Genomic DNA, 22,148 nt, shown 5'->3' with positions numbered 1-22,148 from the left:
CCGGCGGACGGGGCGGGGCCCCGTGGTGATCGGCCCGGCGGTGATCGGCACGGCGGCCCGGGGGGAACCATGGAGGTGGCCCGAGTTGTCGTAACCGGGGAGATCATGACGGAGGGAGTCGGGGTGGCGAACGCGGACACGGATGGTCGGGGGATCCTGGCGGCAGCCGGGGTGCTGTTCCCGGACCGGGACGGGCGGCTGCTGGTCGTACGGCTGCCGTACGACGGTAAGCACCCGGTGGCGATTCCCGGCGGCGGGTGGGAGCCGACGGACCGCTCACCCCGGGACACCGCGCTGCGCGAGATCGCCGAGGAACTCGGTTTCACGCCCCGCCTGGGGCCGCTGGCCTGCGTCGACTGGGTACTCCGCCACGGCCGTCCGCCGATCGTGGCGTACCTGTACTGGGCCGAGCCGTTGACGGAGCGACAGGCCGCGGCGATCCGGCCGGACGCGGCCGAGGTCGGCGGGTGGACGTGGCTGACCACCGAACGGGCGGGTCAGGCGCTGCCGCCCCTGCTGTCCCGCCGGGTGACGGCCTGCCTACGGGCACCGCGCACGACCGGGCCGCTGGAGCTGGAGGACAGCCGGCCGGTCGGACACACGCTGCGGGAGCTGCCCGCCGACGGGCCGGTACCCGAGTACCTCGGCCTGGCCGCCGCCCCCGGACTGCACCCGGAGGTCGAGCAGCGGCCCGAGCCGCCGCTCGACCCGCAGACCTACTACGCCACCCGGCCGCGGATCCGGGCGAAGGCTCGGGCGCTGTTCACCGACGCCGCCGGGCGGGTACTGCTGGTGCGACTGCGGCCGTGGGACGGGCCGCGCGGACAGGAGCCGTACTGGACGCTGCCGGGCGGCGGGGTCGAGGCGGACCGGGAGACGCCCCGGGCGGGCGCCCGACGGGAGATCCGCGAGGAGCTGGGGTGGGAGGTCGAACCCGGGCCGCTGCTGGCACTGGACTGGCAGCCCGGAGCGGCCGCCGACCCCGGGGCGGACCCGGCGACTGGCCGGGACACCGCCGTGCTGGTGTACGTCTACGACGGGGGCACGGTGACCGACGGGATGCTCGATTCGATCGTGCTGCAGGAGGCGGAGCTGGTGGAGTGGCGGCTCTGCGGTCCGGCCGAGGCACGGGCCCTGCTGAGCGGACCGTCCTGGGACCGTACGGCCGGGGCCCTGGCCGCCCGGGAGGGGACGGGCGGACCGGTCGAGCTGGTGCGCGGCCGGGCCGCCGGATAGCGGGCAGACGGGCAGACGGGCAGCGAGCGGCCGGCGGGCTGCGGGCGGCCGGCCGTCCGGGCTGCTGGATGGCGGACGGGCAGGTGCCTGGGCTGCGACCCGGTCGGGACAAGATCGGTTGGGACAGGCCGGTTGGGACAGGCCGGTTGGGACAGACTGGGGGTATGCAGAACGCGATCACGGAGGTGCTGGCCGGCCGTCGGGTGGAGTCGGTCAGCGGGGGCGGGCGGCTGAACCTGCTGCTGGACGGCGAGGTGACCGTCCGGGTGGCGCACGAATTCCGCTTCGCGGCGCCGTCGTTCGCCGCGCCGGAGGAGGTCGGGCACTACTTCCCGGCACTGACCTTCCAGCCGAGCACCGCGCTACTGGCGCTGGTCGGGCGGACCGTCGACTCCGCCCGGATCACCCTGGCCGGCGGACTCGAGCTGGGCTTCGCCGGGGGCGGTGCGCTGTCCGTCCCACCGCACGCGCAGCTGGCGCCATGGAGCGTGCTGACCGCCGGGGGTGTGGCGTGTGCGGCACTGCCGGGCGGCGAGGTCCGATGGACCGAGCCGCCCGCGACGCAGGGGACCCAGGGGACGCGGGGGACGGAGCCCGGCGGGGCCTGAGCCGCCGCCGGGGACTCCTCCGGTGCCCGGTGGGTGTCAGACCTCGAGGTCGGCCTCGATCTTGACGAGCTGGTGGCGGGCCATGGCCAGGTTGGCGCGGGCCTTGTCCAGGGCGAGGTAGAGGAACAGGCCCTTGCCGGTGCGGCCGGTGAGCGGACGGATCAGGTGGTACTGGCTGGACAGGGTGATCAGGATGTCCTCGATCCCGTCCTGCAGCCCGAGCATGTCCATGGTGCGCATCTTGGCGCGGACCACGTCGGTGTTTCCGGCCGCGGCCACGTTGAGGTCCAGGCCGCCGGGGCCGTCGAGGGTGGCGAGCGCCATGCCGCTGTTGTAGTCGACCAGGGCGGCGCCGATGGCGCCCTCGATGCTGGTCATGGCCTGCTTGAGCGCGCCGGCTGCGTCGGTCATCTGGGTAACTCCCTTTCGGTGGCTGGGCTGTGGGGTGGTGAAGTCGTGAGGTCGGGGGGTGGCGAGGTGGTGGCGTGGGCGGTTCGGGTCAGCCCGCGTCGCGCGGGTCCTTGGGCAGGAGGGTGTCGTTGAGCAGCCCGGCGATGCGCTGGGCGCTGCGACGGGCCTCCAGGTGGAGGCGGCCGACGTTGACGTCCGGGTGCGCCAGCAGGGTCAGCACGCAGCTGCCGCCGGCCGCGTAGGTGGCCACGTAGCCGTACTCGCCACGCACCAGCGACTCCCGGAACTCGCCCTGGCCGGTGGTGTCGGCGAGCCGTTGGGCCAGCGAGAGCGAGGCCGCCGTCATCGCGGCCAGGCCGGAGGGTTCGACCCCATGGGTGTCGTGCGCGACGAGCAGGCCGTCCACGCTGGCCACCAGGCCGCCCGCGAGGTGCGGGACGCGGTGCTTGCAGGCACGCAGTTCGGCGAGCAGCTCGGTCTCCAAGGCGATCAGTTGTCTCCTTCCGACACGCTGCTTGAGCGCCCGCCTCATGGCCGGGACGACGGGGTCGCGGGCGGGGAGTGGGTCAAAGTCGGGCCTCCAGAAGGTCTCGGACCCGGGTCAGCAGCGCGATGTCCGGGTCGGGGACGGTCAGCGGGTGGGCCGCTGCCGGGGTGGGCTGGCGTTCGGGGCGGGCGTGAGCGGCGATCGGAGCGATCGGGGCGACGACCTGGGCGGCGAACGGAGGGCCGGTCGGCACGGCGGACGGAGTGCCGACCTGGGCTGCGTCGGCGGCCGGAGCACCGGTCGCCGTGACACCGCGCAGGGTGGCGCCGGGGATCCGGCGGTGCAGGCCGCCGGGCGGCCTCCCGCTCGTGGCGGCAGGGCCCGCAGCCGGCGGCGCGGTGGCATGCGGTACGACGGCCGGCGGCGCAGTGGTGTGCGGTGGTGCGGCAGGCCCCAGTGCGTCGAGCAGTCCGGCGGCGGCCAGGCGGCGGATGTCCGCCGTGACACCGAAGCCGGAGCGGCCGAGCAGGCGGGCCAGGTCCGCCGGGGTTCTTCGACCGTCGGCGTGGTCGAGCAGCTCGCGGCTCCGACGGCCGGGCGGGCGGTGGGACGGTCGGCGGTTGTGCTCGACCGGGCGGACCGGCGCGGTGTCGAGCTGCGCCCAGGGCCAGATCCGGTCGAGGAGCCGGCGTCGGCGTTCGACCTCGCGGCGGAGCCGGTCCGGATCGACCGTCGCGACCGTTCCGAGCCAGTGCCGGGCGTCGGACTCGAACCGCCACAGGCCGCCGCCCGGATCGGCGAGGACGAAGAAGGCGGCGTCGAACAGCGTTCCCAGGTGGCCGAGTTCGAGCTCTCCCCGGGTGAGCAGCCGGCGTTCGACCAGCACGTCCCCGACCCGTGCCCGCGGGCCGTGAGCGTGGAGGAGCTCCGCCCAGCCCTCGGGGGTGATCCGGCCGCAGCCGGTGAGCAGGTCGGCCAGACCGGGCGCCCGGGGGGACTCAGCGCCGACCACCTGGCCGTCGACGAGGTGGAGGGTGCCGAGCGGGCCGTGCAGGGTGCCAGTGGCGCGGCGGTCGGCGAGCAGGGCGAGCGCCTCGCCCGGGGTCGTCGGCGCGGCGCACTCCGGGGGCGGGGCAGTGCCGGTGGCGGCGGTCACGCGGTCCACCGCCGGGAGACGGCTCCGGGAACGGCTCCGGGCACAGCCCCGGGGGTGGCAGAGGGGCGGGCCGGCGGCCGAAATGCGACGGGCGGCCGGCGCGGATCGGGTGTCACGGACGTCGAGTTCACCCCAGCACCAGTTCCTCGGCCAGCGCCTGGAGGCGGAAGCGGGCGACGGCGAGGTTGCCCTCCGTACGGTCCAGCCAGAGGTGCAGGACGAGCCGGCTGTCGAAGACCGTGTCGATGAAGCGGATCAGGTGGTAGCTGCGGCCGGCCGTGACGATGATGTCCTCCAGCGGGGATCGCCGGTCCTCCGCCACCGTGAAGGTCTGGCTCTCAACAGCAGCTCGCACCAGGTCCGTTGCCTCGGCGGCGGAGGTCTCATGCTCGCCCGTCGGGCTGTCTCCGAGGCTGCCGAGGGCGAGCCCGCTACTCCAGTCGACGAGGCTCGCGGCGCGTGCTCCGGCGATCGCCATCGCTCCGGAGAGGCATTCGTCGATACCCGGCACACCGGCTCCTTCGCGGGGTCTGGGCGGCCGGGCGCTGCGCGGCACCGGCCGGATCGCCACCAGCAGTGGCAGGTTCGACACGGAAGGCTACTGCCGGATTCCGTATGACGAACATTCCAATGGCATATTCACATCATTAGCGGCCAGTTCCGGCCAAGGTATGACGATGCGTCAGACCTGCCCGATGGGCAAACCCGCTGGCCGGTCGATCGTTCGGAAGCGGCATTCCTCGGCCACCTGGCACGGGACCTTGGCCGATACCAGGCCGCCACGGAGGGTTTCGAGCCCCGAAGTGCGATAAAGGGACATCCACGCGAGAAGCGAACACATGCGGCCCCGGCCATGAGGAACGCTCATGGCGAAGGTGATGAGAAACGCTCATGGCGAGGGCCATGAGGAACGCTCATGGCGAGGGCCATGAGGAACGCTCATGGCGAGAGTCATGAGGAACGCTCATGGCGAGAGTCATGAGGAACGCTCATGGCGAGAGTCATGAGGAACGCTCATGGCGAGAGTCATGAGTACCGCACATGACGAAGGGGCCCGTTCCGTTGGACGGAACGGGCCCCTTCGGGTGGAGCGCCAGGCCCGGGTTGCACGGACTCTTCCTACTGAAAGTAGGACGTGCTCTGGTAGCACCGCTGACGCCTGCTCGAGAGTTTCGCTCTCCGGAAGATCACTTCCTCTCGACGAGAAGAACAGTAGCAGGTCATCACGCCTGGTCAGAAATCGTGCATCCCGGTTCGGGCCTGGCCGACCGCCTCGGCGAGCAGGCGGTAGGAGTCGAGCAGCGCGGTGCGGTCGTAGGTACTGGTGGTGACCAGGAACTCGTCCGCGCCGCTGCGCTCCACCAGCGCGGCCAGTTCGGCGGCGGCCTGCTCCGGAGTGCCCGCGATGTGGCCCTTGAGTGACTGCTCGTACGCGGCGCGCTCCCGCGCCGTCATCGACCGGGCGCGGATCTCGTCGGCGGGGGCCAGCGGCGGGAACTCGCCGTGGGTGCGGGAGTACGCGCCGGACCAGGCCTCCGGGACCAACAGCTCGTGGGCCCGCTCGGCGGTCTCGGCGACCGCGACCGTCCCCGCGACCACCACGTACGGCTCGGCGGCCCGTGCGGAGGGGCGGAACCGGGCACGGTAGCGGTCGATCGCCGCGAGCATCCGGTCGTCCCCGCGCGCGGCGGCGATGACCAGCGGCAGCCCGGCGTCGGCGGCCAGGTCGGCGCCCGCGCCGGTGGCCAGCACGAAGGCCGGCACGTGCAGGCCCTCGGCGGGCCGGGCGTGGACATCGCGGTGCACCTGCTGTGAGCCGTCGAAGTAGCCGAGCAGCTCGGCCAGCTGGGCGCCGAAGTCGTCCGCCGCGTCCTTCTCCCGCCCGAGCGCCCGCCGGACACCGTCGGTGAACCCCACCGAGCGGCCGAGGCCCATGTCGATCCGGCCGGGGAACAGCGCGGCGAGCACCCCGAACTGCTCGGCCACCACCATGGGCCGGTGGTTGGGCAGCATCACCCCGCCGGTGCCGACCCGGATCCGCGAGGTGGCCGACGCCACCGCCGCGGCGAGCACGGTGGGCGCCGAACCGGCCACCCCCGGCACCCCGTGGTGCTCGGAGACCCAGAACCGGTGGTACCCGAGCCGCTCGGCCTCGCGGGCGAAGTCCACCGTGTCCCGCAGCGCCCTGGCCGGCTCCTCGCCCTGTCGGGTGCGGGAGCGGTCGAGCACGGAGAGCCTGACGGCGGGCGTAGCGCTTGTCACATGGCTGGACAACGCGCGCCCACCTGGCGGGCATTCCCGCCGGGCCGGGCCCCGGAGCCCGGAGCCGACGGCCCGTGGCTCAGGCGACCCGTCGGCCCGCGACTCAGGCGCCCGCCCCCGGTATTCGGCCCTGACGCGCACCCGCGGCGGCGACGCGACGGCGACCCCAGGGCTTGTACACCGACAGGATGACGTTCACCAGGTAGAGCGACAGGGCGACCGCCGGGACGATCACCGTGTTGTAGCGGACGAAGCCGAGCGCCGCCGCCGGGATCGGGCCGTACGGGTGCGCGTCCACCACGCGCACCGCATCGTGCAGCCGGGCGGTGAGGGCGAAGACCGAGGCCGCCATCGCCGCGAGCGTCAGCCAGAACTTGGTGCTCACCCAGTAGTAGCGGAACAGGCCCCAGGACGTGCCGAGCCCGAGCGCCACCCCGCTCAGGAAGGTGAGCAGGCTGAGCGGCAGCACCAGCGCGTCGCCGAGCATGCCCATCGCCCGGTAGGCGGTGCGCAGTCGGTCGGCGTCCCCGGTCGTCAGCGCCGTCACCGCCAGGGTGAGCAGGCAGAGCATCAGTGCCAGCCAGCTCACCGAGGCGACGACGTGCAGGACCACCAGAGGCTTGCGCGCCCTCGGTGGCAGGCGGCGATCCGCCGATCGCCGCCTGCCACCGGGGACCGGTTCGGGCGTCGCGACAGCTCCGACGACCCGGTTGGATCCGGCGGCCCCGCCGCCGGATGCTCCGCCGGCGCCGTTGACTCCGCTGGACGAGCGCACGGGTACCTCCTTCGAGTCTGGCCACGCGAACGGCCCCAGACTCTCCCGCCCGCCCCTCATCGGGCATCTGACGACGGAAGTAACCTCGGCTACTCCCGGGCGAGTACGCTCCCTCGTCCGGACGCGCCGACACACCTTCCCCAGGAGTACCACCCCCGGAGAACCGCGTCGCTCAGTCGGTCACCGCGAAGCCCTGCGCCGCGCCCAGCCGGTGGAGCGAGGCCTGTCCGGGAATGCCGTCCGCCGCGCCCGCCTCGTACCCGCAGCGCCGCTGCCAGGCCGCGTACGCGGTGACCGTACGGCTGCCGAACGAGCCGTCCGCCCAGCGCTGTTCGAGCAGTCCCTCGTCCACCAGCGCCTGCTCCACGATCGCCACCTCGGCCCCGTACGTCCGGTGGCCCTGCTCGGCGCCCGGGTCGGTCCGCGCGGCGGAGACCACGTGGGCGACCGACACCGACCGCTGCCCGGGGATGTAGCCGAGCAGCCGGTTCAGCGAGCCCTCGCCGGGGACGCCGTCCGCCGCCTGGCCGGAGTAGCCCAGACTCACCTGGTAGTCCGCGTAGTTCTCGGTGTCCGCGTCCGTCCAGGTCGGCCCGGGGCCGGAGTGGTAGTGGGCGCCGAAGCCGCGCGAGACGAGCGCCCGCCCGACCGCCGTCACCTGGTAGCCCTGGGCGCCGTAGCCGTACGGCAGGCCGTTGATGGAGACCTGGTAGCGGGCCGGGGGCACCGGGTGCTGCTGCGAGGGCGGGGTGTCCGGGGAGCCGGGGCCGGCCGTGAGGTCGGGCCAGGATCCGGGGTCGGTGTGGTCGTTGAACGGTACGTGGGCGTGCGCGTACCAGCCGCCGCAGGTCTCCCACACGTGCTCGTCGCGGTGGCCGGAGAAGTCGACCGGGCGTCCCATCGGCCACGCGTCGGGGACGCCCCAGGAGACGATCCAAGCGTGGATCCGGTCCCAGCCCGCGCACGGGGTGTCGACCAGCCGCGGGTAGACCTTTCCGCCGTAGCGGCAGTAGGGGAAGAACACCGCCTCGATCTGGATCACCACGCGGCCGGCCCGGTTGGTGCGGGTCGGGCTCCCGGTCGGGCTGAGCAGGCTCTTCGAGCGGGAGTCGGCGGGGAACAGCTGCGCCGTCCGGCCGCTGAACGGGTCCCAGACCAGGTGCGGCGCGTCGCCGGCGCCGCTGCCGGTGAAGTAGTTCACCAGGTCCTCGTAGGAGCACCAGTCCTGCGGCGCGGCGGCGGTCGCGTTGCGGTCCCAGGTGATGTGCGCGATGGCCTTCGGCGGGTACTGCTGGTCGGTCGGCGCGTGGTCGCCGAGGTCGTGGACCTCGGCACCGGGCAGCCACGGGTCGGGCATTGCGGTCTCCTCCCAACGGCATGAGGACATCGCTTCCGGTATCGGCACATCGGCGGTCCGGATTGACCCCGACGGCTCAATACGCGGCATTGAACCGCCCACACTCGCCCGGCCGTTCGACTCGGCGAGGGGATTTCGCTCTCGCGTGCGAGCCGCGGGCCCGGACACGCTGCCGGGCCCGCGGCCGCGCGAGGAGGGCGCATTCCACCCCGCCGAGGCCCGGCTGTCAATCGTTGACATCACAAATGGTCTAGTCCACGGTAGTCCGACGGACCGGTCGAAGCCCGCCCCAGGGCCTCCCTGTGCGCCCAACTCGCTTCCATGACAACGAATCTGACGATCCGACGGAGACACCCGCGCCATGCAAAGAGTCTGCCTCGCCCTGCCCACCATGCGCCCCTGCGCCGCCACCATCGCGGACCTCGCCGAGGAGGCGGCCTACGCCGTCGCCACCTTCGACGTCGAGGTGCACCTGCTCATCCTCGACACCACCGACGCCGCCGGATTCGCGGAGAACGCGGGCGCCGTCAGCGCACTCGCACCCACCCCCAGCGTGGTCGTCCACCACCTCGGCGAGGCGCAGCAGCGGGAGTTCCTGCGCCGGGTGGCCGAGCGCTCCGGTGCCCCCGACCCGGAGCTGCTGCTCGACCTGATGCTCCCGCAGGCCGTCGCGTACGGTTCCTGCGTCAACCGGCTGTTCCTGGGCGCGGCCGCCCTGGGCTGCACCTCGGCGCACCTGCGCAACGACGACGCCGACTTCCAGGAGCTCGACGGCCGGAAGGTCTTCCCGATCCACCACGAGTTGCTCTCGATCGGCCGGCCGGCCGGCGAGGCGGCGGCCGGCGTGTCCCGCTCCGAACTCGACCCGGCCGACGCGGACAAGCCGGTGATGCTGGTCAGCGGCTCCTTCATCGGCGAACTCAACGTGGACATCAGCGAGATCCACGAGCTGGACCCGGCCGTCTACCGCGACGTGGTGCGCCTGTGGACCCCGCCGGTGTGGTCGGAGGAGGACCGGGACGCGATGGTGGACGTCTCCTTCAAGGGCGCCGGCGCCGAGCCGTTCGGCACCGACCACTCCGTCCTCGGCGTGCCCGACATCTGGGACGTCTACATGTGCAACATCGCCCTGGACCACCGGGCCTACGAGGTGCTGCCGCTGCTGCCCTCGATCGAGACCATCGGCAGCGACTACGCCCTGCTGCACGCCATGGTCCACTCCCGGCTGCCCGGCGTCACCCACAACCGCCACATCGTCAACTACTACACGTCCGAGCGCCGCACCGGCGCCGGCTTCGTCTCCTACCAGATGCGGTTCGTCAAGTTCCTGCTCTCGATGCTGTACCTGTACCCGGTCTACGGCGGGATGATCGACCTCGACCGCGGGATGCTGGACGAGCGGCACGGGCTGAAGGTCGAGCCGATCCTCGGCCTGGTGCGGGGCAGCGTCGACTGGGACCGGGCCGGGAACGAGCACTGCCTGGACGTCCTGGACCGGTCCTACCGCAAACTGGGCGGCAAGTACGCCGAGATCGCGGACGTGGTGGCCGGGCGGCGCCGGCAGCTCCTGGACGAGGCACAGGAGGACGCCGAGCGGTGGGCGGTGCTGATGGAAGCCTGGGCGGCGCTGGTGGCCGCCGCCCGCGCGGAGGGCATCGGCGGCGGTGCAGAAGGGATCGGCGCCCGCGCGGAGGGCATCGGCGCCGGCGCGTAGGGGCCGGCCGAGTGAGCGAGGATCTCCGGATCCGGCTGCTGGCCGAGCCGGACTGGGACGCCGTGGTCGACCTGGAACACGCCGCCTACGCGGCCGACGGCCTGTCCGAGGGCCGGGAGGCGTTGCAGTCCCGGGCCCGCAGCTCGCCCGACACCTGCTTCGTGCTGGAGGAGCGCGGCGTCGTGCGCGGCTACCTGCTGAGCCTGCCGTACCCGCCGCTGCGCTGCCCGGACCTCCGCCGGTCGGAGGAGGCGGTGTACGAGTCGGGAAACCTGCACGTGCACGACCTGGTGATCGCCGAGGACCTGCGCGGGCGGGACGTCGCGCTGGGGTTCATGCGGCACTTCCGGGAGCAGGCGAGCGAGCAGGGGTTCGAGCGGATCTCGATGGTCGCGGTGCGCGGGGCGGACATCCTGCTGCGGCTGCTCGGCTACCGGGCGCACCGGGAGGTGGGGGTGCCGGCGAGCTACGGGCGGCGGGCGGTGTACATGTCCATGCCGGTGGCCTGAGCCCCCCGCCGGCCCCCGACGGCCCCCGACGGCCCCCGACGGCTTCCGACGGCTTCCGACGGCCTGACCGCACCCCGGCGGGGGCCGACCGCCCCAGGCCGGGTCCGCCGGAAATCGGCGGCGGACCGGCCTGGCAGCGGGCACAATGCCCGGATGCCGCCCCTGCTGTACGCCGTCGCCCTCAACCCCGCGCTGCCCCGCGACCTCCTCGGGTACCTCATCCGCGCCACCGACGCCGACGAGGAGCTGGCCTGTGCTCTCGCGGACCGGGCCGACCTCGCGCCGGAGCAGGTCCGACGGCTCGCCGAACGCGACGAGGACGCCGCCGTCCGGCTCGCCTACGGCGGGCAGCTGCGCGCGGAGGACATCGATCCGGTCGCCCGGCCGGCCGTCGCGCTCGCCCTGCTGGACGAAGGGCGCGGGGATCCGGCCTGGGCGCGGCAGCTGGTCCGGGACCCGGACCCGTACGTCCGGATGCGGCTCGGTTCGTGTCCCGGCCTCCCGGACGAGGTGGCCGACCTCCTCGCGGAGGACGAGGAGACCGACGTGCTGGCCGAGTTCGGTCGCCACACCCTGCGGTCTGACCTGTCGGCCCGGCTCGCGGGACACCCGGAGGCCGAGGTGCGACGGTGGGTCGCGGCGAACGAGGCCGCGCCGCCGGAGCTGCTGACGGCGCTGCTGGCCGACGCCGACGACCGGGTCCGCGGCCAGGCGGCGGGCAACCCCGCGACGCCGGGCGCTGCGGCCGCCCGGCACGTCGACGACCACCTGTCGGTCCGGTGCCAGCTCTCCGAGCACCCGGGGCTGTCCGCGGAGACCTACCACCGGCTCGCCGAGGACCCCACCCCCTGGATCCGGGGCAACCTCGCCGAGAACCCCGGCATCGACCTGCCGCTGATGCACCGGCTCGCCACCGACGACGGCTACGACGTGCGACGACGGCTGGCCTTCCACCCGCGGATACCGCTCGACCTGCTCGAGCGGCTCGCCGTCGCCGTCCGGATCGGGCCGGCCCTGCTCCCCCGGATCGCCACCGCCGATCCGGCCGAACTCGCCCACCTCGCAGGCTCCTCGGAGCCCCGGGTGCGGATGCTCGTCGCCCGGCACCGCGACCTGCCCGCCTCCGTACGGGACGCGCTCGCCGCCGACCCGGACGCCGCGGTGGCGAAGGCCGTCGCCCCGCACCCCGGCCTCAGGCCCGCGCAACTCGCCGCCCTGCTCGACCGGTTCGGCACCAAGGTCGCCACCGCCGTGGCCGCCAACCCGGACACCCCGACCGCCCTGCTCGACCGCATCGCCACCACCGAACCGGTACCGGTCAAGGCCCTGCGCGCCATCGCGGCCCACCCCCAGGCCGGCCCCGAGGCCCTCACCCGCTGCCTGGCCTCGCCCGACCCCCGCACCGCCGAAGCCGCCGCGAGCAACCCGGCCCTGCCGCCGGAGGTCATCGCCGCCCTGGCCGTCATCCCCCGGTGACGGGGACGCCCGCGAAGCCGCCCTGCCCTGCCGGTCCGCGTCGGCGGCGCTCCTCCGGCGGACGGTAGCCGAGGCGGCCACGGCGGCCGGTCCGCGCCGCCACGCACCACGGCCCCGTTCACCGTGCCCCACGCACCACACCCGCCCCACCGGCCCCGTCATCGTCCGGGAGCGGTTGCAGTTGCGTCTCCATTCCGTTTCGGCGGGCGTACGAAGTACCGGCCGGTCCGGGATCGTGGAGGCAACGACTGGTCCGGCAAGGGGAGTTGCCATGGGGGACGGCCGCGGGATGGTACCCGATGTCGTGGAGGCGCTGCTGGTCGGCGGGCCGCACCAGGCGGTGGCGGACGTGGTGCGGGCGCGGCTGCGGATGGTGCCGGAGGGGGCGCGGGCACTGGCCTCGGCCGAGGCGAGCCCGAAGGACGTGGGGGCGCGGGCGCAGCTGACCGCCGCGGTCGCCCATCTGCTGGCCTCCGACGAGGCGTTCGCGCAGTACCTGGCGACGACCGGGCTGGGGCGGCCCGCCGATCCGTCGACCGTCCAGTTGCGGACCGGGCCGCCCACCGCGCCGCCGACGACGGGCCCGACGACCGTCCAGCTGCGGGTCGGCCCGGCGGACGCCCGGGCCCAGGCCCTCGCCGCGCGCCGTGGCAGCGCCGGGATCGTGGTGGCCCTGGCGCTGGTGCTGATCGCCGCCCTGGTCGCAATCGGCATCCACCTGGGCTCGCGCCCGCTGCTGAAGCCGGGCGGGCCCGGTCTGGCGCACGCCGCACAGCCGTTGCGCGACCCGGCGCTGGTGCAGGGCGTGCTGCCCGACGCGCGGGCGATGCCGAGCGGGTGGCAGGTGCAGAGCGGGCCGGAGTCGGGGTCGGGTACGAACGGCGAGGTGCCGTGTCTGCTGCCGGACTCCTGTGATCAGCAACTTGCCTACGCCACCGTGCGGTTCAGTGCGGCGGACATCCAGAGTGTGGAGTTCACCGCGGTCACCTTCGTCTCCCCCGAGGCCGCCGCCCGGGCCTTCGACACGACGCTCGACCGCACCGCCGGCGAGGATTCGGGGGCGGTGGCCCTCCCCCGGATCGGCGACCAGAGCGCCGTCCGGACGCGCGGTTCGTCGGCGGCGGTGGCGCTGGTCCGGGTCGGCGGCGTGGTGCTCACGGTGCACGACAACGGGCCGGGTGCCGCCGTCACCGCACCCTGGCTCACGATGTTCGCCCGGCTGCTGGCCGATCGCGCCCGGCAGGCGCAGGACGGCCACACCCCGGACGCGGCCGCACAGACCGCAACCACCTGACGGTCAGGGCTTGTTTCACGGCTTGTTTCACGGCTTGTTTCACGGCTTGTTGAGGTACGCGAGGACCGCGAGGACCCGCCGGTTGCCGTTCTCGTCGTCGATGAGCCCGAGCTTGCCGAACATCGAGGTGGTGTACTTGCTGATCGCGCTGTCGCTGAGGAACAGCCGCTGCGCGATGGCCTGGTTGGACAGCCCTTCCGCCATCAGGCCGAGCACCTCCAGCTCGCGCTCGGTGAGCCGGTCGAGCCGCCGGTTCGAGGGGGCGGAGGAGACCAGCGCGGCGATGACGGCCGGGTCCATGGCCGTGCCGCCCTTTGCGACCCGCTCCAGGGCGTCGACGAACTGCTCGCCGTCGAACACGCTCTCCTTGAGGAAGTAGCCGATGCCGCCCGTGCCGTCGGCCAGCAGCTCGCGGGCGTACAGCTGCTCGACGTGCTGGGAGAGGATCAGCACCGGCAGTCCGGGTACCTCCCGGCGTGCGGCGAGGGCCGCCTGCAGGCCCTCGTCCGACTGGGTCGGCGGCATGCGCACGTCGACGACGGCGGCGTCCGGACGGTGGGTCAGCAGGGCGTCGAGGGTTTCGGGGCCGGTGGCGGCCGTGGCCACCACCTGGTGCCCGTAGGCCTCCAGGAGGTGGACCATTCCGTCCCGGAGCAGGTAGAGGTCCTCGGCTACGACGATTCGCATGGCACCATCATCGTCGCACGCGTCGGCCCGCCCTCGGGGCTGGTGATCTCCAGGGTGCCGTCGAACACCGCGAGTCGGCGGCGCAGGCCCGCGAGTCCGCCCTCACCGCGCGGCACGGCTCCGCCGCGGCCGTCGTCCTCGACATCGACGACGATGCCGGTCTCGTTGGGGGCGATGTCGATCCGCACGGCCGTCGCCCGGGCGTGTTTGGTGGCGTTGGCGAGCAGTTCGGCGATCCCGAAGTAGACGGCGGACTCGATCGGCGGTTCCCACCGGAACGGCCGGTCGGCGGCGCCGGACAAGGTGCCACACAAGATGCCGGTCGCAGCGCCGACGGCGGCGCCGGCCACGGTGACGGCCACGTCGAGCGGGCTGTTGAGGGCGAGCGCGTGGACGGCGGCGACCAGGCCGCGCTCGGTCAGCACCGGCGGGTTGATCCCCCGGACCAGGTCGCGCAGTTCGGCCAGCGAGCTCGCGGCGCCGGCCCGCGCCGCCCGCATCAGGGCCCTGGCCCGCTCCGGGTTCGTCTCCATCAGCTTCTCGGCGGTGGCGAGGGAGAGCCCGAGCGCGACCAGGCCCGCCTGCGCCCCGTCGTGCAGGTCCCGTTCGATCCGGCGGATCTCGGCAGCCTGGGCGACCGTCGCGTCCGCCCGCTGGGCGGTCAGCTCGTCTACCCGCTCGGCCAGCAGCATCGCGGCGGACGGGCCGAGGAAGCGGACCGCCACCGGTTCGACCAGCCGCCAGGCGTACGGGGCGGAGGCGACGGCCGCGACCGCGGCGAGCGCCCCGACCAGGCGGGCCAGGGGCTCCGGCCGGGCCGACCCGAGGACCGCCGCGGCCACCCCGGCCGGCGGGACGGCCGCGGCCAGGCCGGCGGTGAACGGCGCGATGCCGGTGAAGCGCAGGTCGCGCCAGGTGGCCGGGTCGCCCCACCAGGTACGCCACGCCTGGTCCAGCACGGCGTCCCGGCGGCTGCGCTCGTAGGAGTGCCCGTTCCACCAGTAGCCGGTGGACATCCGGGTGACCGGCCCGGGCTCCCGGTAGCCGGCGGGGACGGCCGTGCCGGTCCACCGCTCGACCAGGAAGCGGACGGCCCGGCAGACCGGAGGGGCGAGGGCGAGCGTGCCGGTGCCCACCAGCACCACCGGCAGCAGCCACGACCACGGGTTCGCCGGCCCCCACCGGATCCCCAGCGCCACGGCGGCGGCCCACACCGCCGGGATCAGCAGGGTGACGACCGCCACCGCGCACGCCCGGGCGAACCCCACACCGACGCGTGCACCCCATGAAGCCAGCTGTCTCAGCATCCCCGCTCCTCGACCTCCGTTCGAATGCTCCCACTCTGCACCGACCGGAGCCCCGGATGTGCTGGTCAGCGCAGGAGTACGCCCAGGCCCACCCCTCCGTACGTCCAGCCCCTCACCTCCGCACGTTCAGGCCCCGCACCGCCACCATCGGCAGGGCCCGTCGCCCGAATGCATGTATCGCTCTCTTGACTGGCGTCACCAACGCGCCATACTGGCCTCACTCCCGCTCGCACGATGAGGTGCCCGCCCATGGAGCTCTCTCCCTCAGCGCACGTGGACACATACTGTCGAGACCACCTCCCGCCCTTCGAGCAGTGGCCCGAACTCCTCTTCGAACTCCCGGAGTTGGCCTACCCGGATCGCCTGAACTGCGCCTCCGCCCTGCTCGACGACACCATCGACCGCCTCGGACCCGACCGCCGTTGCCTGCTCACCCCCACCGAGCAGTGGTCCTACGGCGAACTGCGCGACCACGCCGACCGGATCGCCCACCTGCTGACCGAGGACCTCGGCCTCGCCACCGGCAACCGGGTGCTGCTGCGCGGCCCCAACACCCCATGGCTGGCCGCCTGTTGGCTCGGCGTACTGAAGGCCGGCGGGGTGGTCGTGACCACCATGCCGCTGCTGCGCGCCACCGAACTGACCGAACTGACCGGCATCGCGAAACCCGTCCTCGCCCTGTGCGACCACCGCTTCCTGGCCGAGCTGCGGCAAGCGCGGACCCCCGGCCTGCGGATCGTCGCCTACGGCGGCAGCGGACCCGAGGACCTCACCGCCCGCTGCGCCGCCAAGCCGCCCGGCTTCGCCGCCGTCCCGACCGCCGCCGACGACGTCGCCCTGATCGCCTTCACCTCCGGCACCACCGGCCGGCCCAAGGCCACCCTGCACTTCCACCGCGACGTGCTCGCCAACGCCGACACCTTCTCCCGCCACCTGCTCCGCCCCACCCCCGACGACCTCTTCGCCGGCACCCCGCCGCTGGGCTTCACCTTCGGCCTCGGCGGCCTGCTGGTCTTCCCCCTGCGAGCCGGCGCCGCCGGCCTGCTGCTGGAGCAGGCCACACCCGAACAGTTGGCCGAGCAGGTCCGGCAGCACCGGGTCAGCGTGCTGTTCACCGCGCCGACCGCCTACCGGGCGATCCTGGCCGCCGGGCTGGCCGACCGGCTGGCCGGGGTGCGGCGCTGCGTCTCGGCGGGCGAGCCGTTGCCCGCCGCCGTCTGGCGGGCCTTCCACGCGGCCACCGGGCAGCGGCTGATCGACGGGATCGGCGCCACCGAACTTCTGCACGTGTTCATCTCGGCCGCCGACGAGTCCACCCGCCCCGGCTCCACCGGCCGGCCCGTCCCCGGCTACCGCGCCGCGATACTGGACGAACAGGGCCGCCCGGTGCCGGACGGCGAACCCGGGCTGCTCGCCGTCAAGGGCCCGACCGGCTGCCGCTACCTGGACGACGAGCGCCAGCTGAGCTACGTCCGGGACGGCTGGAACCTCACCGGCGACACCTACGTCCGTGACCGGGACGGCTACTTCTGGTACCAGGCGCGCAACGACGACATGATCGTCTCGGCCGGTTACAACATCGCCGGGCCCGAGGTCGAGCAGGCGCTCGCCGCCCACCCCGACGTGGCCGACTGCGCGGTGGTCGGCACGCCCGACGAGCGGCGCGGCAGCGTGGTCACGGCGTACGTGGTGCTGCGCACGGGCGTCCCGGCCGGGCCGGACACGGTGCGTGCCCTCCAGGAGCACGTCAAGCGCACCATCGCGCCGTACAAGTACCCGCGGGTGGTGGAGTTCGTCACCGAGCTGCCGCGCACCGCGACCGGCAAGCTGCACCGCGCCGAACTGCGGCGGCGGGCCTCGCTCGCCCCGGCCAGCGTCGCGATCGAGCGCCGGGTCGAGTGGTCCGACACCGACGCGGCCGGGCACTACCACTTCTCCGCCGTGCAGCGCTGGGCCGAGGCGGCGGAGGCGGCCCTGCTGCGCCGGCTCGGGCTGGCGGAGCTGTTCGGGCGGATCCCCCGGGTGCACTTCGAGGCCGACTACCGCGAGCGGCTCTGGTTCGGGGACGTGGTCCGCACCGAGCTGCGGGTGGTCCGGGTCGGCGGCTCCTCGCTGCACTACGCCTTCGAGGTGCACGGCCCGCAGGGCCTGGCCGCGAGCGGGAGGATGTCGGTGGTGCACGCCGCGCCGCACAGCAAGGGCGCCGAACCGTGGCCCGACCGGGTGCGCCGGGCGCTGACCGAGGCGGGGCCGCAGCAGCCGGAGGTGGTCGCATGAGCGGCACCGGCCCGAGCCTCAACCCCGGCCCCGGCCCCGGCCCCGACACCAGCCCCGGCCCCGGCCCCGGCCCCGACACCAGCACAGGTACCGGCACCCGGGCGCGCCGGATCGCGGTGATCGGCGCCGGCCCCGGCGGGCTCTACTTCGCCGCCCTGGCCAAGCAGCTGGCGCCGGACCGGGAGATCACCGTCTTCGAACGGGACGGCCGGGAGGACGAGTTCGGCTTCGGCGTGGTCTTCTCCGACGAGACCCTGGACGGCATCGCCCAGGCCGACCCGCAGGTCTTCGCCGCGATCAGCGCCGAGTTCGCCCGCTGGAGCGACATCGACATCCGCTACGCGGGCCGGGTCCGCACCAGCGGCGGCCACGGCTTCGCCGCCCTGGACCGCAACCGGCTGCGCGCCATCCTGCAACAGCGCTGCGCCGAGCTGGCGGTGGACGTGCGCTACCGCACGCCCGCCCCGCCCGTCGAGCGGCTCGCCGCCGAGTACGACCTGGTGGTGGCCGCCGACGGCATCCACTCCGGCACCCGGGCGGCCTACCCGGACGCCTTCCGCCCCGAGTCGGACGAGCGGCGCTGCCGCTACATCTGGCTCGCCACCGACAAGGTCTTCGAGGCGTTCACCTTCATCGTCGAGCAGTACGACTTCGGCGTACTGCAGGTGCACGCCTACCCGTACAGCGCGACCCGCTCCACCTTCATCGTCGAGATCGCCGAGGACGCCTGGCGCCGCGCCGGCTTCGAGGCCTTCGCCGCCCGGGAGTTCGCGCGTGGCGAGAGCGACACGGAGAGCGTGCGGCGCTGCGCGGAGCTGCTCGCCGGCCACCTGGACGGCCACCGGCTGATCCCCAACGCCTCCCGCTGGATCCGCTTCACCACGGTGCGGAACGCGAGTTGGCACCACCGCAACGTGGTGCTGCTCGGCGACGCCGCGCACTCCGCGCACTTCTCGATCGGCTCGGGCACCAAGCTGGCGTTGGAGGACGCCCTCGCCCTGGCCGCCGCGCTGAGCGAAAACCCTTCCCCCGAAGAGGCGTTGGCGGCCTACGAGGCCGAGCGTCGCCCCGTGGTGGAGTCCACCCAGCGCGCCGCGCAGGCCAGCCTGGAGTGGTTCGAGACCGTCGGGCGGCGCACCGGACAGGGCATCGACCAGTTCGCCTTCAACCTGCTCACCCGAAGCCGCCGGGTCACCTACGGCAACCTCCGGGCCCGCGACGCCGCCTTCGTCGACGCCGTGGACACCGCCTTCGGCGGCTCGCCCGGGGGGCCGCCGATGTTCCGGCCGCTGAAGCTGGGCGCCTTGGAGTTGCGCAACCGCGTCGTGGTGCCGCCGCTCGCGACCTTCACCTCCCCCGACGCCCTGCCCAGCGTCTTCGACCGGGCCCAGCTGACCGGGCACGCGCTCGGCGGCGCGGGGCTGGTCCTCGCCGGGATGACCGCGGTCAGCCCCGAGGGCCGGACCACCGACCGCTGCCCGGGCCTGTGGACCGACCGCCAGGAGGCCGCCTGGTGCGAACTCCTCCGCGCCGTACGGGCGGTGAGCGACACCCCGCTCGGCATCCAGCTGACCCACGCCGGACGCCGGGGCGCCACCACCGTCCCCGGGCCGGACGGCATCGGGCGCCCGCTCGCCGAAGGTTGGCCGCTGACGGCCGCCTCGCCGATCCCGTGGGACGCCGACAGCCCGGTGCCGCACGAGGCCAACGACATCCAACTGGCGGCCATCACAGCCGACTTCGCGGCCGCCGCCGAGCGCGCCGCGCGGGCCGGGTTCGACGTGCTGGAGCTGCAGTTCGGCCACGGGCACCTCGTCTCCTCCTTCCTCTCCCCGCTCACCAACCACCGCACCGACCGCTACGGCGGCCCGCTCGCCCACCGGCTGCGGCTGCCGCTGGAGGTGCTCACGGCGGTGCGCGCCGCCTGGCCGGCCGGGCAACCGCTGCTGGTGCGGATCTCGGCGAGCGACTGGGCGCCCGGCGGCACCACCGAGGCCGAGGCCGTGGCGATCTGCCGCGCGCTGGCCGAGGCCGGGGCGGACGCGGTGGACGTCTCCACCGGCGAGGTCGTGGCGCACCAGCGGCCGCCGTACGGGCGCGGCTACCAGACGCCCTTCGCCGAGCTGGTCCGCGCCGCCACCGGCCTGCCGACCGTCGCGGTCGGCGCGATCTCCGGGCCCGACGACGCCAACTCCGTCCTGCTGGCCGGGCGGGCCGACCTGGTCGCGGTCGGCCGGGCCCAGCTGTACGACCCGCTCTGGACGCTGCACGCCGCCGCCGAGCAGGGCTACACCGGGCCGGGCGCCCGCTGGCCCGAGCCCTGGCGGGCGGGCAGCCGCAAACCGCCCGGCCCGGGCGCCGACCGGGTCGCCCCACGGCTGCACCTGCTGCGCGAGCCGCCCGCCCCCGTCCACCGCCGGTGGCTGCCGGCCCCGCCCGAGGAGTGACGAGGACCCATGCCCCATCTGCCCCGCTTCACCGCCGCCGCCGTCCAGGCCGCCCCCGTCTACCTGGACCCGGCCGCCACCGTCGACAAGGCCGTCGCGCTGATCCAGGAGGCGGCCGGCCACGGCGCCGAGCTGGTGGTCTTCCCCGAGGTCTTCGTGCCCGGCTACCCGTACTGGAACTGGACGATGAACCCGGTGCAGGGCTCGCCCTGGTACGAGCGCCTGTACCGCGCCGCCGTGGACGTCCCCGGCCCGTACGTCGACACCCTGCGCGCCGCCGCCCGGCAGGCCGGCGTGGTGCTGGTGATCGGCGTCAACGAGCGCGGCCGGCACAGCCTCGGGGCGCTCTACAACACCCTGCTGATCATCGACTCGGACGGCGAACTGCTCAGCGTCCACCGCAAGCTGGTGCCGACCTGGGCCGAGAAGCTGACCTGGACCCAGGGCGACGGCAGCACCCTGAAGGTCCATCCCACCACCGTCGGCCCGCTCGGCGCGCTCGCCTGCGGCGAGAACACCAACACCCTCGCCCGCTTCGCCCTGCTGGCCCAGGGTGAACTCGTCCACGCCGCCTGCTACATCGCCCTGCCGGTCGGCCCCGAGGACTACGACATGGCGGAGGCGATCGCGGTGCGCGCCGCCGCGCACTGCTTCGAGGGCAAGCTGTTCACGGTGGTCTCCTGCTCCACCGTCTCGCCCGAGATCGTCGACCTGATCGCCGGCGACGACCAGCAGGTCCGCAAGCAGCTCGCCCGCCCGCGCAGCGCGCTGTCCGGGATCTTCGGCCCGGACGGGCGTGCCGTCACCGAGCCGCTGGTGGACGAGGAGGGCATCGTCTACGCCGAGATCGACCTCGGCCGCTGCATCCAACCCAAGCAGATGCACGACATCGTCGGCCACTACAACCGCTTCGACGTCTTCCGGCTGCACGTGAACGACCGCCCGCTGCGGCCCCTGGTGTTCCCCGAGGAGGAGTCATGACCAGCCACGACGACGACCGGAACGACGGCCGCGACAACAGCTACGACGACGACCGGATCGGCCGCGCGAGGGTCACCGACAGCCCGGAACTTCTCGCCTACTACGAGGAGTTGGCCAAGCACGAGGCCGGCGCGCTGTGGACCGTGGCGAACGAGATCGAGCCCTGGTACCCGCAGCCGAAGTCCGTCCCGGTGCTCTGGCGCTACGCGGACCTGCGCCCACTGGTGCGCAAGGCGCTGCCCCTGGTGAAGGGCGACGACGCCGGCCGCCGGGTGGTGATGCTGGTGAACCCCGGACGCCGCGAACTGAGCGCCGCCGTCGGCCTGTTGTACACCGGCCTGCAGATCATGGGCCCCGGCGAGGCGATGACCGCGCACCGCCACCAGGCCTCCGCGCTGCGCTTCGTCCACGAGGGCACCGGTGCCTGGACCATCGTGGACGGCCAGAAGCTCAAGGTCGGCCCGCGCGACTTCGCGATCACCCCCAACAACACCTGGCACGAGCACGGCAACGAGGCCGACGACGCCCCGGTGATCTGGCAGGACGGTCTGGACATCCCGCTGGTCAACACCCTCGACGCCAACTTCTACGAGGTCCACCCCGAGCTGTACCAGCGCCCCGGCCCGGTGGTGAACTCCTCACTGCTCAGCCACGGCGGCAACCTGCTGCCGTACGGCGCCGAGAAGTGGACCCGGCCCTACTCGCCGCTGCTCGGCTGGCCCTGGGAGCCCAGCTACCACGCGCTGTGCCAACTCGCCCGCGCCAGCGAGGGATCGCCGTACGACGGCGTCATCATGGAGTACACCAACCCGGTCACCGGCGGCTCGGTGATGCCGACCATGGCCGCCCACCTGCAGCTGCTGCGTCCCGGCCAGGCCACCCGCGCCCACCGGCACACCGGCTCGGTGGTCTACACGGCGGCCAAGGGGCGCGGCGTCTCGGTGATCGCCGGACAGCGCTTCGAATGGCAGCAGGGGGACATCTTCGTCGTCCCGTCCTGGGCCTGGCACGAGCACGCGAACCTCGATCAAGGCGAGGACGCCTGCCTGTTCTCCTTCAACGACTTCCCGGTGACGCACTCGCTCGGCCTGCACCGCGAGGAGGCCTACCCGGACCACGACGGGCACCAGCCCACCACCCCCGCCACCTGACCAGGAGACCCAC

The 22,148-nt window shown here is 73.9% G+C and carries 19 protein-coding genes and 1 pseudogene; 11 read left to right on the top strand and 9 right to left on the bottom strand.

Annotated features, from left to right (window positions below):
• Positions 1–105 precede the first annotated feature (105 nt).
• The gene (locus tag ACZ52J_RS30730; protein ID WP_465623378.1) at positions 106–1,236 is read left to right on the top strand and encodes an NUDIX hydrolase; all 1,131 of its coding nucleotides are present in this window, start codon (positions 106–108) and stop codon (positions 1,234–1,236) included.
• A 164-nt stretch (positions 1,237–1,400) separates the two neighbouring features.
• Positions 1,401–1,844: a DUF6188 family protein gene (locus ACZ52J_RS30725; protein WP_465623377.1), complete on the top strand. Its 444-nt coding sequence runs from the start codon at positions 1,401–1,403 to the stop codon at positions 1,842–1,844.
• Positions 1,845–1,880: 36 nt separating this feature from the next.
• Here the strand turns inward: ACZ52J_RS30725 and ACZ52J_RS30720 are convergent, their stop codons facing one another.
• The 7 genes from ACZ52J_RS30720 to ACZ52J_RS30690 form a co-directional block, all read right to left on the bottom strand.
• Positions 1,881–2,255, bottom strand: coding sequence for a hypothetical protein (locus ACZ52J_RS30720; RefSeq protein WP_189917531.1), 375 nt, complete (start codon positions 2,253–2,255; stop codon positions 1,881–1,883).
• A gap of 88 nt (positions 2,256–2,343) precedes the next feature.
• Positions 2,344–2,739 (bottom strand): roadblock/LC7 domain-containing protein, encoded by a 396-nt coding sequence (locus tag ACZ52J_RS30715; RefSeq protein ID WP_360503266.1) that lies wholly within the window; start codon positions 2,737–2,739, stop codon positions 2,344–2,346.
• Between the two features lie 82 nt (positions 2,740–2,821).
• Positions 2,822–3,898, bottom strand: a complete 1,077-nt coding sequence (locus tag ACZ52J_RS30710; protein WP_465623375.1) for a hypothetical protein — start codon at positions 3,896–3,898, stop codon at positions 2,822–2,824.
• A gap of 127 nt (positions 3,899–4,025) precedes the next feature.
• Positions 4,026–4,409 carry a hypothetical protein gene (locus ACZ52J_RS30705; protein WP_360503350.1) on the bottom strand — a complete coding sequence of 128 codons (384 nt, stop codon included), beginning with the start codon at positions 4,407–4,409 and terminating at the stop codon, positions 4,026–4,028.
• Positions 4,410–5,131: 722 nt separating this feature from the next.
• The gene (locus ACZ52J_RS30700; RefSeq protein WP_465623406.1) at positions 5,132–6,160 is read right to left on the bottom strand and encodes an MsnO8 family LLM class oxidoreductase; all 1,029 of its coding nucleotides are present in this window, start codon (positions 6,158–6,160) and stop codon (positions 5,132–5,134) included.
• 103 nt (positions 6,161–6,263) lie between these two features.
• A complete protein-coding gene (locus ACZ52J_RS30695; protein WP_465623374.1) occupies positions 6,264–6,773 on the bottom strand; it encodes a DUF2269 domain-containing protein in 510 nt (169 codons plus the stop codon).
• Between the two features lie 334 nt (positions 6,774–7,107).
• Positions 7,108–8,292 carry a peptidoglycan-binding protein gene (locus ACZ52J_RS30690; protein WP_465623372.1) on the bottom strand — a complete coding sequence of 395 codons (1,185 nt, stop codon included), beginning with the start codon at positions 8,290–8,292 and terminating at the stop codon, positions 7,108–7,110.
• Between the two features lie 361 nt (positions 8,293–8,653).
• On the opposite strand from ACZ52J_RS30690, the gene ACZ52J_RS30685 reads away from it, so the two are divergent.
• The 4 genes from ACZ52J_RS30685 (at position 8,654) to ACZ52J_RS30670 (ending at position 13,285) form a co-directional block, all read left to right on the top strand.
• Positions 8,654–10,006: a DUF6271 family protein gene (locus ACZ52J_RS30685; RefSeq protein ID WP_465623371.1), complete on the top strand. Its 1,353-nt coding sequence runs from the start codon at positions 8,654–8,656 to the stop codon at positions 10,004–10,006.
• Positions 10,007–10,017: 11 nt separating this feature from the next.
• Positions 10,018–10,515: a GNAT family N-acetyltransferase gene (locus ACZ52J_RS30680; RefSeq protein WP_465623369.1), complete on the top strand. Its 498-nt coding sequence runs from the start codon at positions 10,018–10,020 to the stop codon at positions 10,513–10,515.
• A 153-nt stretch (positions 10,516–10,668) separates the two neighbouring features.
• Complete coding sequence (locus ACZ52J_RS30675) at positions 10,669–11,991, top strand: hypothetical protein (protein WP_465623368.1); 1,323 nt, start codon at positions 10,669–10,671, stop codon at positions 11,989–11,991.
• Between the two features lie 289 nt (positions 11,992–12,280).
• Positions 12,281–13,285: a hypothetical protein gene (locus ACZ52J_RS30670; protein ID WP_465623366.1), complete on the top strand. Its 1,005-nt coding sequence runs from the start codon at positions 12,281–12,283 to the stop codon at positions 13,283–13,285.
• A gap of 39 nt (positions 13,286–13,324) precedes the next feature.
• Here ACZ52J_RS30670 and ACZ52J_RS30665 read toward each other — a convergent pair whose 3' ends face one another.
• The gene (locus tag ACZ52J_RS30665; protein WP_360503245.1) at positions 13,325–13,972 is read right to left on the bottom strand and encodes a response regulator transcription factor; all 648 of its coding nucleotides are present in this window, start codon (positions 13,970–13,972) and stop codon (positions 13,325–13,327) included.
• The gene (locus ACZ52J_RS30660) at positions 13,957–15,279 is read right to left on the bottom strand and encodes a sensor histidine kinase (protein WP_465623364.1); all 1,323 of its coding nucleotides are present in this window, start codon (positions 15,277–15,279) and stop codon (positions 13,957–13,959) included. The genes ACZ52J_RS30665 and ACZ52J_RS30660 overlap by 16 nt, the downstream gene beginning before the upstream one ends.
• A 249-nt stretch (positions 15,280–15,528) precedes the next feature.
• Between ACZ52J_RS30660 and ACZ52J_RS30655 the strand changes: the two are divergent.
• From ACZ52J_RS30655 to ACZ52J_RS30635, 5 genes and pseudogenes are all read left to right on the top strand, one after another.
• Positions 15,529–17,139 (top strand): annotated as a pseudogene (locus ACZ52J_RS30655) (AMP-binding protein); the annotation flags it as partial.
• On the top strand, positions 17,122–17,556 hold the full coding sequence (locus ACZ52J_RS30650) for an acyl-CoA thioesterase (protein ID WP_465623404.1): 435 nt from the start codon (positions 17,122–17,124) through the stop codon (positions 17,554–17,556). The pseudogene ACZ52J_RS30655 and the gene ACZ52J_RS30650, both read left to right, overlap by 18 nt.
• Positions 17,553–20,003: an oxidoreductase gene (locus ACZ52J_RS30645; protein WP_465623362.1), complete on the top strand. Its 2,451-nt coding sequence runs from the start codon at positions 17,553–17,555 to the stop codon at positions 20,001–20,003. Before ACZ52J_RS30650 ends, ACZ52J_RS30645 begins: the two co-directional genes overlap by 4 nt.
• A 9-nt stretch (positions 20,004–20,012) precedes the next feature.
• Positions 20,013–20,984 carry a carbon-nitrogen hydrolase family protein gene (locus ACZ52J_RS30640; RefSeq protein ID WP_360503240.1) on the top strand — a complete coding sequence of 324 codons (972 nt, stop codon included), beginning with the start codon at positions 20,013–20,015 and terminating at the stop codon, positions 20,982–20,984.
• Positions 20,981–22,135: a cupin domain-containing protein gene (locus ACZ52J_RS30635; protein ID WP_465623360.1), complete on the top strand. Its 1,155-nt coding sequence runs from the start codon at positions 20,981–20,983 to the stop codon at positions 22,133–22,135. Before ACZ52J_RS30640 ends, ACZ52J_RS30635 begins: the two co-directional genes overlap by 4 nt.
• The last annotated feature ends 13 nt before the right edge of the window (positions 22,136–22,148 follow it).

This window comes from Kitasatospora sp. NPDC034035 (genome assembly GCF_055575755.1).
Note: the sequence above shows the minus strand (reverse complement) of the source record. Positions and strands in the feature narration are given on the sequence as shown.